The organism is Photobacterium sp. WH24 (genome assembly GCF_019204055.1).
GTDB classification, from domain to species: domain Bacteria; phylum Pseudomonadota; class Gammaproteobacteria; order Enterobacterales; family Vibrionaceae; genus Photobacterium; species Photobacterium arenosum.
Window position 1 is genome coordinate 1 of record NZ_JAGSOZ010000020.1, and the last position, 14,729, is coordinate 14,729.

Annotated in this window: 16 protein-coding genes; 9 read left to right on the forward strand and 7 right to left on the reverse strand. The window is 50.1% G+C overall.

Annotated elements, in window-relative coordinates:
- On the reverse strand, nucleotides 1–93 hold a 93-nt coding region (locus KCG43_RS21550), incomplete at its 3' end, for a transposase (protein ID WP_218386851.1).
- Between the two features lie 357 nt (nucleotides 94–450).
- Here KCG43_RS21550 and KCG43_RS18510 point away from each other — a divergent pair.
- Both KCG43_RS18510 and KCG43_RS18515 read left to right on the forward strand, forming a co-directional pair.
- On the forward strand, nucleotides 451–630 hold the full coding sequence (locus KCG43_RS18510; protein WP_218386760.1) for a type II toxin-antitoxin system HicA family toxin: 180 nt from the start codon (nucleotides 451–453) through the stop codon (nucleotides 628–630).
- 41 nt (nucleotides 631–671) lie between these two features.
- Nucleotides 672–1,076 carry a type II toxin-antitoxin system HicB family antitoxin gene (locus KCG43_RS18515; protein ID WP_218386762.1) on the forward strand — a complete coding sequence of 135 codons (405 nt, stop codon included), beginning with the start codon at nucleotides 672–674 and terminating at the stop codon, nucleotides 1,074–1,076.
- A 370-nt stretch (nucleotides 1,077–1,446) separates the two neighbouring features.
- Here the strand turns inward: KCG43_RS18515 and KCG43_RS18520 are convergent, their stop codons facing one another.
- Genes KCG43_RS18520 through KCG43_RS18530 form a run of 3 tightly spaced genes read right to left on the reverse strand, consistent with a single transcriptional unit; the run spans nucleotide 1,447 to nucleotide 2,546 of the window.
- Nucleotides 1,447–1,917, reverse strand: a complete 471-nt coding sequence (locus KCG43_RS18520) for a hypothetical protein (RefSeq protein WP_218386764.1) — start codon at nucleotides 1,915–1,917, stop codon at nucleotides 1,447–1,449.
- A 19-nt stretch (nucleotides 1,918–1,936) separates the two neighbouring features.
- Entirely contained in the window at nucleotides 1,937–2,287 is a 351-nt protein-coding gene (locus KCG43_RS18525; protein ID WP_218386774.1) for a type II toxin-antitoxin system RelE/ParE family toxin, read from the reverse strand.
- Nucleotides 2,265–2,546 carry a type II toxin-antitoxin system Phd/YefM family antitoxin gene (locus KCG43_RS18530; protein WP_218386776.1) on the reverse strand — a complete coding sequence of 94 codons (282 nt, stop codon included), beginning with the start codon at nucleotides 2,544–2,546 and terminating at the stop codon, nucleotides 2,265–2,267. The genes KCG43_RS18525 and KCG43_RS18530 overlap by 23 nt, the downstream gene beginning before the upstream one ends.
- A 1,626-nt stretch (nucleotides 2,547–4,172) precedes the next feature.
- On the opposite strand from KCG43_RS18530, the gene KCG43_RS18535 reads away from it, so the two are divergent.
- On the forward strand, nucleotides 4,173–5,372 hold the full coding sequence (locus KCG43_RS18535; RefSeq protein WP_218386778.1) for a type III PLP-dependent enzyme: 1,200 nt from the start codon (nucleotides 4,173–4,175) through the stop codon (nucleotides 5,370–5,372).
- A gap of 98 nt (nucleotides 5,373–5,470) precedes the next feature.
- Here the strand turns inward: KCG43_RS18535 and KCG43_RS18540 are convergent, their stop codons facing one another.
- A complete protein-coding gene (locus tag KCG43_RS18540; RefSeq protein WP_192014505.1) occupies nucleotides 5,471–5,761 on the reverse strand; it encodes a hypothetical protein in 291 nt (96 codons plus the stop codon).
- 185 nt (nucleotides 5,762–5,946) lie between these two features.
- Between KCG43_RS18540 and KCG43_RS18545 the strand changes: the two genes are divergently transcribed.
- Nucleotides 5,947–6,303: a hypothetical protein gene (locus KCG43_RS18545; protein ID WP_192014504.1), complete on the forward strand. Its 357-nt coding sequence runs from the start codon at nucleotides 5,947–5,949 to the stop codon at nucleotides 6,301–6,303.
- A 23-nt stretch (nucleotides 6,304–6,326) separates the two neighbouring features.
- Here KCG43_RS18545 and KCG43_RS18550 read toward each other — a convergent pair whose 3' ends face one another.
- Entirely contained in the window at nucleotides 6,327–6,974 is a 648-nt protein-coding gene (locus KCG43_RS18550) for a MalM family protein (RefSeq protein ID WP_218386780.1), read from the reverse strand.
- A gap of 913 nt (nucleotides 6,975–7,887) precedes the next feature.
- Nucleotides 7,888–8,502 (reverse strand): LysE family translocator, encoded by a 615-nt coding sequence (locus KCG43_RS18555; protein WP_218386853.1) that lies wholly within the window; start codon nucleotides 8,500–8,502, stop codon nucleotides 7,888–7,890.
- A 522-nt stretch (nucleotides 8,503–9,024) separates the two neighbouring features.
- Here KCG43_RS18555 and KCG43_RS18560 point away from each other — a divergent pair.
- The 5 genes from KCG43_RS18560 to KCG43_RS18580 all read left to right on the forward strand — a co-directional run bounded on the left by KCG43_RS18560 (nucleotide 9,025) and on the right by KCG43_RS18580 (nucleotide 14,712).
- The gene (locus KCG43_RS18560) at nucleotides 9,025–10,080 is read left to right on the forward strand and encodes a substrate-binding domain-containing protein (RefSeq protein WP_225445010.1); all 1,056 of its coding nucleotides are present in this window, start codon (nucleotides 9,025–9,027) and stop codon (nucleotides 10,078–10,080) included.
- 64 nt (nucleotides 10,081–10,144) lie between these two features.
- Nucleotides 10,145–11,680 (forward strand): sugar ABC transporter ATP-binding protein, encoded by a 1,536-nt coding sequence (locus KCG43_RS18565; protein WP_218386782.1) that lies wholly within the window; start codon nucleotides 10,145–10,147, stop codon nucleotides 11,678–11,680.
- 17 nt (nucleotides 11,681–11,697) lie between these two features.
- On the forward strand, nucleotides 11,698–12,717 hold the full coding sequence (locus KCG43_RS18570) for an ABC transporter permease (RefSeq protein WP_027251180.1): 1,020 nt from the start codon (nucleotides 11,698–11,700) through the stop codon (nucleotides 12,715–12,717).
- Between the two features lie 13 nt (nucleotides 12,718–12,730).
- A complete protein-coding gene (locus KCG43_RS18575) occupies nucleotides 12,731–13,690 on the forward strand; it encodes a sugar-binding transcriptional regulator (protein ID WP_218386784.1) in 960 nt (319 codons plus the stop codon).
- Between the two features lie 35 nt (nucleotides 13,691–13,725).
- Nucleotides 13,726–14,712 (forward strand): aldo/keto reductase, encoded by a 987-nt coding sequence (locus tag KCG43_RS18580; protein ID WP_218386786.1) that lies wholly within the window; start codon nucleotides 13,726–13,728, stop codon nucleotides 14,710–14,712.
- The last annotated feature ends 17 nt before the right edge of the window (nucleotides 14,713–14,729 follow it).

Consider the following 14,729-nt stretch of genomic DNA (forward strand, 5'->3'; position numbering starts at 1 on the left):
TAACTGTACAAGTCGTTTGGTTCTGCGTATATCCCCCAACTTTGCACTCTGGAAAACACTCTGAGCCCACACGGATGGTTCACTTACAAACATGACAAGTTATATCTAAAACAAAAGGTAAGGATCAGATCAAACTTCTTCTAAATGGTTCAAAAAAAATCCCCCGGTGAAAACCGGGGGATTTGTGTAGAAGAGACAGGTGAGTACGGGGATGAACCGTGATAATCGATTCACATATAGACACAAGAGATGTGTTCCCCGTGAGTACGGGGATGAACCGTTCGTTACCAGCTGAATACGTCCGCAGTATCGCTGTTCCCCGTAAGTGTGAGGATTAATCGACCGGAGCAACTTTGTTGTCATAGTTCAGGGTTATTAGGGTTACTTCATTTGACCGATGTCAAGAGGTAGAGTTATTATAACTCTAGGTGAAATGCATAGAGAGGAGCAGTGAAAAGCAGAGACTTAATTAAAGAGCTGGAAGCAGCAGGTTGGGTGTTGGTCAGAGTGAAAGGAAGTCATCATCAATTTAGACACCCAAGCCATAAACTGCCGCTAACGGTTCCCCACCCGAAAAAGGATTTAGGAGTGGGGTTGGTAAAAGCCATTAAGAAACAGGCGGGACTGTAAAGCCCGCTTAATTTCTGTGATTCATTGTTGAAGGAGATCTTATGTTGTATCCAATTGCAATCGAAATAGGCGGTTCTGATGACACTCATGGTGTGGTTTTTCCTGATTTGCCAGGCTGCTTCTCTGCCGGCGATACATTGGAAGAGGCCATGGCAAATGCTAAAGAAGCGGCTCACTTGCACTTAGAGGGATTGGCTGAGCATGGTGATATGCCGCCGAAGCCAAGAGCTTTGTCAGACTGGCAGAGTGATGCTGAATATGAGGGCTGGGTATGGGGTGTTGTTGAAATTGATATCGAGCCTTATTTGGGGGGAGCGACAAAGAAAAACGTTACCTTGCCCAGGCTGCTACTGAAGAAAATAGATGACCGGGTAAAGGAAAATTCGAAGTACAAAGATCGTTCGCATTTCTTGCAGATTGCAGCCGGTCATGAGTTGGAGCGTTAAACGCGGATAGCTTTTATCTGTGGGTGATCCTAAATTCAGGACAGTCCCAAAAATCTCGCTTAGTCAGTACATGCCTGATGCTGAACCGTTCCGAAGCACAGCAGTTGCTTCAGCCCAAGCAATCCCCACACCAGGGAAAAATTCATGGATGAATTTTCAGGTTGTCGGCGCCGGGAGCGCCTACAACCGGCCCGGACAACACCAGAGAACAAAAGGCATTTCTGGGTACTCTTTTGGCCTAAAAAGAGTACCTGGCACGCATAAGAAGATGCTGAGTGAGGCGCTGAGTTTGAAGCGTGACATACCGCGATATGCAAATTTCCCCCTGTGTTATCAGATGAGAGCACAGGGGGAAAGTGGAGAGTTAAGCTTAACGCTTTGGATAAAGATCTAGCTGAGTAAGCACATGCCTGATGCTAAATGGTTTCGAATACTGGGCCTGAATTTTTAAGATTTCAGACTTTTCGATCCCTTCCAGTCGATCAGAAAATGTCACATCCAGAGGAGTTAAGATTTCTTCGTAGTCACTGTTCAAATCGCTATTGTGATCATATTCAATTGCAGAGCGAAGCAGTTCGGTTTCTTCAGCGGTGCAAATTCTTTGGTTGTAATTATACAAATAGCCAATGACCGATTTTTGGCTTTCCACGGTGAGTGAATCAAACCATGTATTGTCAGGAAAATCGGTCGTATTTGCACGAGCGATATCAGTGCAATGCTCATATTGCGCATCCCATCTTTTAGCCGCCTCGGTGCTATTGACAGAAGATTGTGCGCAACCAGTAAAGCCGGTAAGCACAAAAATGATGGTAAATAATCTACTTAGCTGTTTCTGAGACACCCAATCATGCTCTCTTATGTTATTTATGCAACAGACAATAATTAATTAAAGCCTGCTCAATATTCTGCTTCTGAGTTAGGAAGACGTCACCGAAAATGATGGTGCTCTCTTGCGTCTCAATGACGCGGTAAAGCAAACGAAAACCGTCATTGTTGTATTCCCTGAATAGGGTTATTCCAAGATCCAGCAAGGTCTGTGAAATTGGGGCGGCGTAAGGTGTTGAGCCTACTAAATTTTCGAATTTATCTATCGTTTTCTCTAGCCGTTTCAATACCTGCGATTCACTGGTATGCGGTGCCAAGTGGTCGATGACATCGTCAAAGGTGTTTGCGAAAGTGTCGGTATAATTAATCTGTACTGGCTTGATCATTATCACTTTTCTCTGAATTAGCACGACGTTTAGCCATTCTTTGTTTGAAGTCCGAACTGGACATCACACGGCCATTGTTCGCGTCATCAACCGAGAATGACAAAAGCTTCATTAAGGCGACTGCTTCATCGCGTTTCTTCCGTTCTTCATAGGACTCAATCACATAGGCTGGTTTCCCGTTCTGTGTGATCGTCATAGGTTCATCAAGCGGCAGATTCGCTGCGTGCTTTTTGAGATAGCTGATGGTTTCCACTTTCATGTTTCTCTCCTGCCTTTGCGTATAGTTTCTTAGATGTAAACACACCTGAAGACTAGCATAAAGCTAAATTTAGTCCATATTCAGGCCATTGTGGCGGGTGTTCCTTTCTGGCCGCTCGGCGAACGTCACATCCAGCGGGGTTAAGATTTCTTCCTCGCCACTATTCAACTCGCGATTGTTATCACATTTGATAGCAGAGCGAGAAGTACCGCGTTTACTTCAGCCCAAGCAATCCCCACACCAGGGAAAAATTCAGGATGAATTTTCAGGTTGTCGGCGCCGGGAGCGCCTACAACCGGCCCGGACAACACCAGAGAACAAAAGGCATTTCTGGGTACTCTTTTGGCCTAAAAAGAGTACCTGGCGCGCACAAGTAAATGCTGAGGTGTGCTCTGAGGTTACGCGCGACATACCACTACATATCCCTGCGTTACCAGATGAGAACATAGAGGTTAAAACGCTTTGGGTAAAAATCTCGCTGAGTAAGTACATGCTTGCTGCTAAACGGTTCCGAAGTACCGCGTTTACTTCAGCCCAAGCAATCCCCCACATCAGGAAAAAATTCAGGACGAATTTTCAGGTTGTCGGCGCCGGGAGCGCCTACAACCGGCCCGGACAACACCAGAGAACCAAAAGGCATTTCTGGATACTCTTTTGGCCTAAAAAGAGTACCTGGCGCGCACAAGAAAATGCTGAGGTGTGCTCTGAGGTTACGCGCGACATACCAATACATATCCCTGCGTTACCAGATGAGAACATAGAGGTTAAAACGCTTTGGGTAAAAATCTCGATGAGTAAGTACATGCTTGCTAATAAACGGTTCCGAAGTACCGCGTTTACTTCAGCCCAAGCAATCCCCCACATCAGGGAAAAATTCATGACGAATTTTCAGGTTGTCGGCGCCGGGAGCGCCTACAACCGGCCCGGACAACACCAGAGAACAAAAGGCATTTCTGGATACTCTTTTGGCCTAAAAAGAGTATCTGGCGCGCACAAGAAAATGCTGAGGTGTGCTCTGAGGTTACGCGCGACATACCACTACATATCCCTGCGTTACCAGATGAGAACATAGAGGTTAAAACGCTTTGGGTAAAAATCTCGCTGAGTAAGTACATGCTTGCTGCTAAACGGTTCCGAAGTACCGCGTTTACTTCAGCTCAAGCAAACCCCACACCAGGGAAAAATTCATGGATGAATTTTCAGGTTGTCGGCGCCGGGAGCGCCTACAACCGGCCCGGACAACACCAGAGAACCAAAAGGCATTTCTGGATACTCTTTTGGCCTAAAAAGAGTATCTGGCGCGCATAAGAAAATGCTGAATGGGGCGCTGAATCCAGGCGCGACAAACCAATACACACCACCTAAACCCACCATAATAAAATGCTATCGTCACCACAAAAATTTTTTGTGTTGAGCGCCCAATTTTTTATTGCGCGGAAAACATGATGACTTTACTATCGCGCCGCTTCTTGATGATAGCCAATCCGAGTACATCACAGCTGATATTGTGGCAAGGCGATAGAGCAACTATCCAAGAGTGACTTTGACTGCGCTTGTGCGCTTTTTTTGACGCTCCACTTTTCATCATCGCGGATGAAAAGTGCTATCGATTGTTGGAGGCCAGCTATGGCTCATGCTCACTCTGTATTAGATTTTCATTCTTTCACCGCTCAGACTCTGGCGGCTGACGAGGTTCAGTTGATTGAATCTTCAGTGGCACAGTTCGGTGCGCCGTTATTACTGCTCGATTGCGATGTGATTCGCCAGCAGTACCGTGCGCTCAATAATGCGCTGCCTAATGTGACCCTTCACTTCGCGCTCAAGCCGCTGCCGCACCCGGCTGTGGTGAGAACTTTGCTCGAAGAAGGGGCCAGTTTTGATCTGGCAACCAGTGGTGAAGTGGATCTGGTGGCGCAGGAAGGTGTCCCTGCCGAGCGCACTATTCACACCCACCCGATTAAGCGTGACGCTGATATTCGCGACGCGCTGGCGTACGGCTGCACTGTGTTTGTGGTGGATAACCTGAACGAGCTGGCGAAGTTCAAACCGTATCACAACGACGTTGAATTGCTGGTGCGTCTGAGTTTCCGTAACGCTGAGGCCTTTGCCGATTTGTCGAAGAAGTTCGGTTGTTCACCGGAGCAGGCGCTGACGATTATTGAAACGGCTCAAGCCTGGAATATCCGTATCAAAGGCCTGTCGTTCCATGTGGGATCACAAACCCTGCATCCGCAGAAATACGTTGATGCGATCCGCACTTGTAAGCAAGTGATGGAGCAGGTGGTGGAACGTGGTTTACCGGCGCTGAGCACGCTGGACATTGGCGGCGGTTTTCCGGTTTCTTACTCGCAGCAGGTGATGCCGATTGACCAGTTCTGTGTGCCGATTAACGAGGCGCTGAACGAACTGCCTGAAACGGTTCAGGTGCTGGCAGAACCGGGCCGCTTTATTGTGGCGCAGTCGGTCACCAGTGTCGCGTCTGTGATGGGGCAGGCTGAGCGTGACGGTCAGATGTGGTATTACCTGGACGACGGGATTTACGGTTCGTTCAGTGGTTTGATGTTTGACGACGCCCAGTATCCGCTGGTGACTCTGAAGCAGGATGGTGAGTACGCGCCGAGTGTACTGGCCGGCCCGACCTGCGACAGCATTGATGTGATCGCTGAAAATATCATGCTGCCGAAACTGGATAACGGTGATGTGATCATCGGCCGCATGATGGGCGCTTACACCAGCGCGACCGCGACCGATTTTAACTTCTTTAAACGTGCGCAGACGGTATTGCTCAATGAGCATGACCAAAGCTGCGAACGTATGATTGGCTGATGGAATCAGTAAGCCCTCACTTCGGTGGGGGCTTTTTCTTTGCGGCTTGTTCTACGCGGTTAGATACAGAGAACGGTGGTGCAATCGCTCATCGAAGGCTAAGTCTTGCCTTTTTGATGCTCTTCATTTTCAAGCGCTTTGCTGGTGATTTCCTGATACAGCCCGATAAGGCTCGTGACCAGGTTTTGCCACTCGGGGTGGCGCTCAACAATAGGCATGATGCGCTGAGCATCTTCGAAGACTTCTTTCAGAAATTGAATATCATGTTCATTCAGGGTTTCACCATTGTCTACCCGCTTTTTCATGGCTAATGCTCTGGGTAAACGCTGAGATTCCAGGCGCACAGCCAGAGCCTGTAAAATCCCCGCCTCTTTTTCTTTGTTATCCATAGAAGTACCTGCAAATCGACAGAACAGATGACTTGAGTGTAGTCGCTGATTTTGGGGAGGGCATGCTGGCGATTGCTTTGCCGGCTGGCACAAGGATCGTGAGGTATTCACAGACAATTTAAGGTGAGCGCCTTGCTCGCTGTTTACTGATATGCTGATTGTGATGACAGAGACGAGGACACATTATGAGTGATCAAGTTTTATCGCTGGTACTGGCACTCAATACTGAGTTGCCGGATCGTGATGCGCAGATTAACGCGGCGGTGAAGTCGGCGGAAAGTGAGTTTCAGCCATTGCTTCATCAACTGGCCTGGACGGATGATCGGCACATGAGCATTGTGCCGGATTCGATGACGATAAAAGACATTGTTATTGCGGGAACAAAGGTCACTGTGACAGTCGATTTTAACTGGTCGATCTTTGAGGCTTGCCTAATTGTGGATCATGTCTCAAAGAACGAAGCAAAACTGCAGTTTGAACTGGTGGACGATTCACTGGTGATGAACCAGACATTTCCGCCGCGCTGGCGTTACGACCAATAATCATGGATGTCATCTGAGGCCGATTATTTGGCACGGTTCAAAATCAGCGTTCCTGTTGGTGCGTGTGGGGCAATGAACCAGGGGCGGGGCATGATATCCAGACCCAGGTTGCGATCATACTTGGATTCAATGTCAAGCAAGGGGGTGTAGGTGTCCATTTCGCTCTGGCTGGTGTAAACCAGTACATAGTGAACCGGAGGATGGTACAAACTGAGAGGCAGGGTGATTTCGAGTCTATCCGGCTCCTGATAGGAGAAAGGGCGGTAGCGATAGGCTGTCAGGCTGTCGATCAGCAGGAAATCTTCGGTATAAAACTGCACTTGAGGGGCAAAGACAGTCTGGCTGACGAGGCTTGTCAATATCAGATCTTGCCGTCTGAGGTGAGGGGTGAGTTTTATCAGTTTGACGAAACTGCGCCCGGACGATAGTTCTGCGATCACATCATCGCGGGAGAGGGTAAAAAGCACGGGTAATTCATCGCAGCAGTCCAGCGAAGGTAATTCCCTCACGACGGTAAACAATCTGGTCGCTGAGTCTAAGTGCTGACGTGCATTTTTTGATTCAGTGACACTGATATTGGGCACGCCATTGACCGTGTTGGGACTAAAGCCGTCTGTCAGCGAACAACTTGTTAATATCAGTGCCAGTAAGTAAGCAGGCAGGAAGCGCATATTGGCCTCAGTAGTGTTTTACCACCATGTTTCAAACATAGCATCTGCTGCTGCGGTTGATGGTGTTCAGCGCGACAAGCCGCTGGTAAAGCCAGCCGTCCTTTTCCTCACACTTTCATTTTCGTATTGCATGTCTTGCAGCGGTAGATTGCACGGCAGGTAAACTTTTCCCATAGTGTTCGTTTCACACGGTAGAGCATTGGATTATCGCAACACATTGTTCCCTCAGATCTTTCAACAGAGACGGATGCCGCCAGTGTAATCCGTCCCCTTACTTATCAGTGTGACAGATATCACATCGGTTTTCTTGGTGACATAAAGCTGACTGCTACGTGACGTTAAATTGACTTTGCGTAGCGGTTTTTTGCTTTTTAGACTTTTTAAACAAGACATTGCGCATGAAGTATCGGGACTGTGTAAGCTGGGTAAGAGGGAAGAGGACAGGAAGTGTTCAGGCGTTCGTTCAGGCGTTAATGGGAGCTTTGCTCCCATTGAAAATGAATGGTAAAGCTCAAAAGGAGAGGAACTCAGAAGGCCGGAATCTGATTGATGCAGCGTTAGACTTTCGTTTTCTTGTTGCAGTTTTTACAAAGGTAGATGGCTTTACAGGTCAATCGTTGCCAGATGGCACGTTTAACCCGCATTAAATCAGGGGAATCACAACACATTTTTTTTCCTTTTTTCGTGTGTTTTTTGACGACCAACAGATTGTAATGCACATCGTTGCTCAATGGAAAGTGATATTGCTCGCAAAAAACTGCGGTCGGACATAGTAATGGCGTTGAATGGAGGGGTTTTTGACGCTGAAGTTCAGGGGATTAGTGGCGTGTGACGAATTTTTGACGAGACGCAGGTATAAAAAATGCCGAACAAATGCCGGCATCATTTTGACGATTTCCATTTGTTATCTGGTTCAGCCCAGCGCCAGCCAGACACCCACACCCATCATTAACGTGCCGGCAATGCGGTTGAGATAACGCAGGTTGTCCCCTTTGGTCAGGAACAGCCGCAGGCTCTTGCCGCCGTTGGCGTAAACCAGTAAGGCCACGAACTCTGTCATCAGAATGACAGCCAGCAAACCTGCCATTTGAGGTGCCATCGGCATGTCAATGTTAATGAAAGGTGGCAGCAGAGAGATCATAAAGGCCCACCCTTTAGGGTTGGCAATAGCCGTGATGAATCCCTGAGAAATAAGCTGTCCGCGCTGTGTCACCGTAGGCGTTTCCAGGTTCAGCGACATTTTGCCCCGGTTACGCCACATGTTGATGCCCAGCCAGAACAGGTAAGCACCGCCAACCCATTTAAGGGCACTGAAAAGCTGAGGATAGTTCAGCATAACTGTGGCAACCCCCATCACAGCGGCAATGGCGACCAGAGCCACACCAAGCAATTCACCCACCATCATCCAGAGTGCGCGTTTAACACCAATGCTCATCCCCAGTGTCATAGCGAGTGTCATACACATACCGGGTGTAATAGAAACAAAGAAAAAAGTAGGGATAAATGCGCTTAGTAAGGTGAAATCCAACATATACATCCTGACATATGTGTTAACAAAACAGATTGTCAGTGTAATCAGTTCGCTGAGGCGATGGTAGTGTTTTGTGACATGACTTTTGGGTTGAAGACCCGGCGGAATGAAAATAAACAGTGAGGCGCTTCACGCTTTAGTACTCTCATTTTTTTGTCGTGGATCAGCGCAGGCCTGACTGTTTTTATTGTTAGTATTGTTAATAAATTGACTGGTTATCAGCCTGTTAGCGATTAAATGCTCGCTATCATAAATCGTTCTTGCCATAGAAGAGCTGGACAGCAATCGCGATTGTTGAGTCAAAATGAGACTTTTGATATCAATTTAATTTGACTCGGTCGTATTTTGTGCATAAATTTAACTCAAATGAAATATCTTTAACATCTAGTAAACATCTTTCACGGAGAGCAAAAATATTTCATTCACTGGTTTATTTCTCAATCTGAAGCTTGGTCGCGGTATCACAAGCTGGTGGCAGTAGGTTGAAAGTTCGTAATCCCCCAAACAAAGGAGAGTGGGATGAGCAAGTTACGTGTCATGAAGAAATCGCTTCAGATGGTTACCGCCACTGTTGCACTGTCCATTCTGTCCGCTACCTCACCAGCTATGGCTGAAACCAAAGCGCCAACGGCGTTCAAGTGTAAGCCGGGTGAAACCTATTACATGAACGTGATGGTGTCCGGTGTGGAGTACTGGTTCCCTGTCTATGAAATGATGAAGGAAGCAGCACGTTCAATGGGCTGTAAAACTGTCTATACCGGCACGCCGGAATACGATGTGAATAAACAGCTCGCGTCATTTGAGCAGATACTGGCGAAGAAACCGGCCGGAATCTTGCTGCACCCCATGAACCCGGATCCCTTTATTGAACCCATTAACCGGGCGGCAGAAATGGGTATTCCTGTTGTGACCTTTGCAGCGGATTCACCTAACAGTAAGCGGGTGTCCTTTATTACCTCTGATAACTATCAGGAAGGTAAGTTCGCCGCCGATGCCGTGGCGGAAGACATGGGCGGTAAAGGTGAGTACGCGGTGCTGGAGAACCCGGGCCAGGATAACCACGACCGACGCGTGAGTGCTTTTATTGCGCGCATGAAATCAAAATGGCCTGACATGAAGCTGGTCTCGCGTGCGGCCAGTAATACCGATGCCACCAAAGCCTATAACTCTCTGATGACTATGGCACAGGCGCACCCGAACCTGGGCGCTGTCTTTATGCCTGAAGCAACCTCTGCCATGGGCGCAGCGCAGGCAGCCAAAGAGCTGGGCGGAAAAATCCGTGTGTTCAATGCCGACGTGAACGCCAAGATCCTCGACATGATCAAGCAAGGTGAAATCTTCGGTGCGGTGAACCCGAACCAGGGTATGCAGGGCTACATGGGCATGATGCTGCTGTATATGGCGGCGCATCCCGGCCTGATCGATCCGATGAACGATCATGACCGTGCCGGGTATAACCCAATGAGCGTGCCGTTCGTCGATAACGGTTTCTCTATCGTCACCAAAGCCAATGCTGATGATTTCTACTGGGATAAGTACCTGTCGAAACGCGGCACTAAAGGTATCAACGAGTAAGTCCTACCCTGCTGAGGCCCGGTATCCGGGCCTCTTCCCTCAGCATACTCATGGAGGAGAGACGGTGGAAACGTCCAACACAACGCCAGTGCTTGAGATCCGAAATGTGACCAAAACCTTTGGTTCGACAACCGCGCTGAATAATATCCGCTTCGATTTACTGCCCGGTGAAGTGCATGCCATTGCCGGTGAAAACGGTGCCGGTAAGTCTACGCTGATGAAAATCATCGACGGCATACACCAGCCGGACAGCGGGGAAATGTTTATCAATGGCGAAAAAGTGGTGGTCAGCAGTCCGTTAGAAGCACAGAAGCTGGGCATCGGGTTTGTCCATCAGGAAATTGCACTCTGCTCTGATGTGTCAGTGGCTGAAAACATCATGATGGCGAAAATCAACAGCTCGGATGGTTGGCTGGTGGATTACAAAACCTTATATCGCGAAGCCTACGAGGTGGTCAGTCAGTTGGCCGATATAGACCCAAGACAGAAAGTGTCTGATCTGACTATCTCTAATCAGCAACTGGTGGAAATTGCCAAAGCTCTGGTGCTGGACTGCAAAATTTTGATCCTGGATGAGCCGACAGCGGCGCTGACGGATCAGGAAACCGACATCCTGTTTGCCATTATGCAGACACTGAAAGCACAGGGGATCAGCATCATTTATATCAGTCACCGCATGGCGGAGATTTTTGAGCAGTGCGACCGGGTCAGCGTGTTCCGCGACGGTCATTACATACATACCAAACGGATAGAGGACACCACACCGCAGGCGATTGTTCAGAGCCTGGTCGGACGCGAAATTGCCAACCTGTATCCGCCGAAATGTCAGGGTCAGGTCGAGAACAATCCTGTGATCCTCGACGTTGAAGGCCTGTCAGACGGCCACAGATTTAACGACATTGATTTTAAGGTGTACCAGGGCGAAATCTTTGGCGTCGCCGGTCTGATTGGTGCCGGGCGTTCTGAAATGGTCAAGGGCCTGTGCGGCCTGCACACCAAACAGCGCGGCAAGCTGAGATTCAACGGCCAGCCGATCACCATTAACTGTTATCGCGATGCGATAGACAAAGGCATTGTTTATCTCTCGGAAGACCGTAAAGAAGAAGGTCTGTTTCTGGATTTATCCATTGCCGTTAATGTCTCTGCGCTCAAGCTGGAACTGGTGTCTGAGCACGGTCTGATCAGCAAAGACAAGGAATTTGATCAAACCCAGACCCTGACCGACAGACTGAACCTGAAAAGCGGCAGCCTGCATCATAAGGTGTCGTCGCTCAGCGGGGGCAACCAGCAGAAAGTCGCCCTGGCTAAAATCCTGTCGGTGAACCCTAAGCTCATCATTCTTGATGAGCCAACCCGGGGCATTGACGTGGGGGCAAAATCTGAAATTCACAAACTGATCCGCGATCTGGCAAACACAGGTGTCGGCATCATTGTCATCTCTTCAGAATTACCGGAAGTCATCGGCCTGAGTGACAGAGTCATGGTGATGCGCGAGTCGCGTCAGATGGGGCTGCTGACTGGGGATCACATTACTGAGCAGAATATCATGCACCTTGCGTCCGGTTCCGCGGAACTGACGCAGGCAGCCGTACAGGCGTAATGCAGGAGAACATAATAATGACTATTGAACATGTATCTACACCCGGCACTTCGGTGACCGGTAAAAAACGTTCCTTCCGTGATGCGCTGGTGCGTGTCAGTCAGATGCGGGAATTCACGCTGATCCTCATCATAGTGGCGATGTTTATCGGCATGAGCTTTGCCTCACCGTATTTTCTGACCTGGGCCAATATGAAAGCCATGCTGCTGTCGTTTTCCACCGAAGGCATTGTGGTAGTCGGCATGACTATGCTGTTGATTGTCGGCGGGATTGACCTGTCGGTCGGCGCGGTGATGTGTCTGGCCATGGTGTTCGCCGCCAAGCTCTTCATGCTGGGCATGAACCCCTGGCTGGCCAGCCTGGCCTCCATTGGTTTCAGTGGTTTCATTGGCTGGCTGATGGGGCTGTGCGTCACGCGGCTGGGCCTGCACCACTTTATTGTCACTCTGGCCTTTATGGGGCTGGCGCGGGGTGCCAGCATGATCATCACCCAGGGCACGCCCATTTCGCTGTTCACTCTGCCGCCTGAATTTAAGTTTGTCGGTCAGGGAACCCTGTTCGGAGTGCCGTTCTCTATCATCATTTTCTTTGTGGTGATCATTATCAGCGACTTCCTGCTGCGAAATGCCAAAGCCTTCCGCAAGATTTTCTACACCGGCAGTAACGAGAAAGCCGCGCAATATTCAGGCGTCAACACCAACAAGGTGAAGCTGTACGTCACCGTCTTGTCCTCCGCGCTCTGCGGTCTGGCCGGGATCATCTATATGTCGAAATTCGGTGCGGCAACGCCCAACTTCGGGGTCGGGCTGGAGCTGAACATTATTGCAGCAGCGGTGATCGGCGGCGCGAGCCTCAAAGGCGGCGAAGGCACCATCTTCGGAGCAATTCTGGGGATAGCGCTGCTGAGTGTGGTGTCCAGTTCACTGATTCTGCTCGATGTGTCTGTGTACTGGCAGGAGTTCATTAAAGGACTGATCCTGCTGGCGGCTGTGGCGGCGGATCACCATTTGCACCAGAAGTCGAAAGCCAAATCCTGAGAGGGCTGAACCTATGCAAACCACAACGAAAAGCCTGGATGTCTCCCGTCTGGTGAGCAAGGTGCTGTTCTCGCATTACAAGGAGAATCGCAGCCAGGCGGAGATCTCGAAAAGCTTGGATCTGTCACCGGCCAAGGTGAACCGCATTATCCGTCAGGCGCGGGAAGAGGGGCTGGTCGAAATTATCCTCAACATTCCGCACATGGGGGTAATGGAGCTGGAAAAGCAGCTGATGGCACGTACGGGTCTGCCTAAAGCGGTACTTTGTCCGTCCTATGCCGATGATCCTGTCGTTGGGTTTACGCAGATAGCGGAAGTGGCGGCGGAATTTTTACAGGACACCCTGCGTAAGAATGATGTCATCTGCATCAGCGGCGGCAAGGCACTGGCCACCATCGTCGACGTGATGAAGCCGGTTAAAGGCATGAAGGTGACTGTAGTGCCGGCCACCGGCGGGGTGCAGGGTACGCATTTTACCGATGTGAACTACCTGGCCTCGGCGCTGGCGGAAAAGCTGGGAGGCCGCTCGATGCAGCTTCATGCGCCCTTGTTTGCAGATACGCAATCGGACCGCGACATGCTGATCAACATGCGGGCCACCAAGGAAGTGCTGGAGATGGCCCGGCACGCCGACATTGCGCTGGCGGGCATCGGCGCGGTGGCGAAAGGCGACGAAAGCTATTTTGACTTGCGTCACTGGATCAACGGCGAAAAAGCCCTGGTGGCAGAGAGCCAGTGCAAAGGGGAAGTCTTTGCGCATCTGTATGACCAGTCCGGCTCGGCCTGCATTCCGGCGCTGAACAACAAGCTGGTCGGCCTGTCGCTGGCGGAAATGCGCCAGATCCCGGTCAGTATCGGCGTCGCAGCCGGGGCTGAAAAAGTGATGCCGATTGCTGCTGCGCTGCGCGGCGGTTTTCTCAATACACTGATCACTGATGAATCGACCGCACAGGGTGTGCTCGATGCATATTGAAACATAGAAGAATTGTTAACTTGAGAGGGATGACCATGAACAAAAGACAGTTAGGTTTTTCAGGTATTGATGCCTCGGTGATTGGCCTGGGCACCTGGGCTATGGGTGGCTGGATGTGGGGTGGCACCAATGAAAAGGAGGCCGTTGCCGCGATTCAGGAATCGATCACTTGCGGTGTCTCGCTGATTGACACGGCCCCGGCATACGGACTGGGCCGCTCGGAAGAACTGGTTGGTAAAGCCATCAAGGGCCAGCGCGATAAAGTGGTGCTGGCCACCAAATGCGGCCTGGTCTGGCACACTCAGAAAGGCAACCATTTCTTCGATGAAGAAGGCAAACCGGTACACCGTTATCTTGGCCGCGATGCTATTCAGTACGAACTGGAACAGAGTCTGCGTCGTCTGGGGACAGATTATATCGATCTCTACATCACCCACTGGCAGGACCCGACCACACCGATTGAAGAAACCATGGCGACCCTGATGGAGCTGAAACAACAGGGCAAGATCCGCGCGATTGGTGTCAGCAATATCAGCCTGGAAGGCCTGAAGCATTATCAGCAGTTCGGCACCGTCGATGCGGTGCAGGAAAAGTACAACATGATAGAACGTGAGCTTGAGCAGAGCCTGTTGCCGCATACCCGCGCCACCGGGGTGTCCTGCCTGAGTTATTCCTCGCTGGCACTTGGTCTGCTGAGCGGAAAAATCTCTGCCGACCGTAGGTTTGACGGCGACGATCAGCGGTTGTCGAATCCGTTATTTTCTCAGCCAAACCGTCAGATAGTGCAGCAGTTCTGCCAGTTGGTCACGCCGCTGGCTAACGATTATGGCATCTCGGTTGCGCAGCTGGTCATTGCCTGGACGCTGTCACAGCCGGGCATTACCTATGCCTTGTGCGGCGCCCGTAATCCGATCCAGGCGGCTGAGAATGCGCGGGCCGGAGAGGTAAATCTGGCTGCTGTGGATGTGGATACCATCAGCACGCTGGTGGCTCAGTCGCTCAGCCAGTTACAGACTGACTGATGTGATTCCCACCCACA

Excerpts from the sequence above, each read along its gene's own strand:
- KCG43_RS18560 (WP_225445010.1), top strand. The coding sequence starts at position 9,025 with ATGAGCAAGTTACGTGTCATGAAGAAATCGCTTCAGATGGTTACCGCC.
- KCG43_RS18545 (WP_192014504.1), top strand. The coding sequence starts at position 5,947 with ATGAGTGATCAAGTTTTATCGCTGGTACTGGCACTCAATACTGAGTTG.
- KCG43_RS18570 (WP_027251180.1), top strand. The coding sequence starts at position 11,698 with ATGACTATTGAACATGTATCTACACCCGGCACTTCGGTGACCGGTAAA.
- KCG43_RS18525 (WP_218386774.1), bottom strand. The coding sequence starts at position 2,287 with ATGATCAAGCCAGTACAGATTAATTATACCGACACTTTCGCAAACACC.
- KCG43_RS18535 (WP_218386778.1), top strand. The coding sequence starts at position 4,173 with ATGGCTCATGCTCACTCTGTATTAGATTTTCATTCTTTCACCGCTCAG.
- KCG43_RS18550 (WP_218386780.1), bottom strand. The coding sequence starts at position 6,974 with ATGCGCTTCCTGCCTGCTTACTTACTGGCACTGATATTAACAAGTTGT.
- KCG43_RS18530 (WP_218386776.1), bottom strand. The coding sequence starts at position 2,546 with ATGAAAGTGGAAACCATCAGCTATCTCAAAAAGCACGCAGCGAATCTG.
- KCG43_RS18515 (WP_218386762.1), top strand. The coding sequence starts at position 672 with ATGTTGTATCCAATTGCAATCGAAATAGGCGGTTCTGATGACACTCAT.
- KCG43_RS18575 (WP_218386784.1), top strand. The coding sequence starts at position 12,731 with ATGCAAACCACAACGAAAAGCCTGGATGTCTCCCGTCTGGTGAGCAAG.
- KCG43_RS18540 (WP_192014505.1), bottom strand. The coding sequence starts at position 5,761 with ATGGATAACAAAGAAAAAGAGGCGGGGATTTTACAGGCTCTGGCTGTG.
- KCG43_RS18580 (WP_218386786.1), top strand. The coding sequence starts at position 13,726 with ATGAACAAAAGACAGTTAGGTTTTTCAGGTATTGATGCCTCGGTGATT.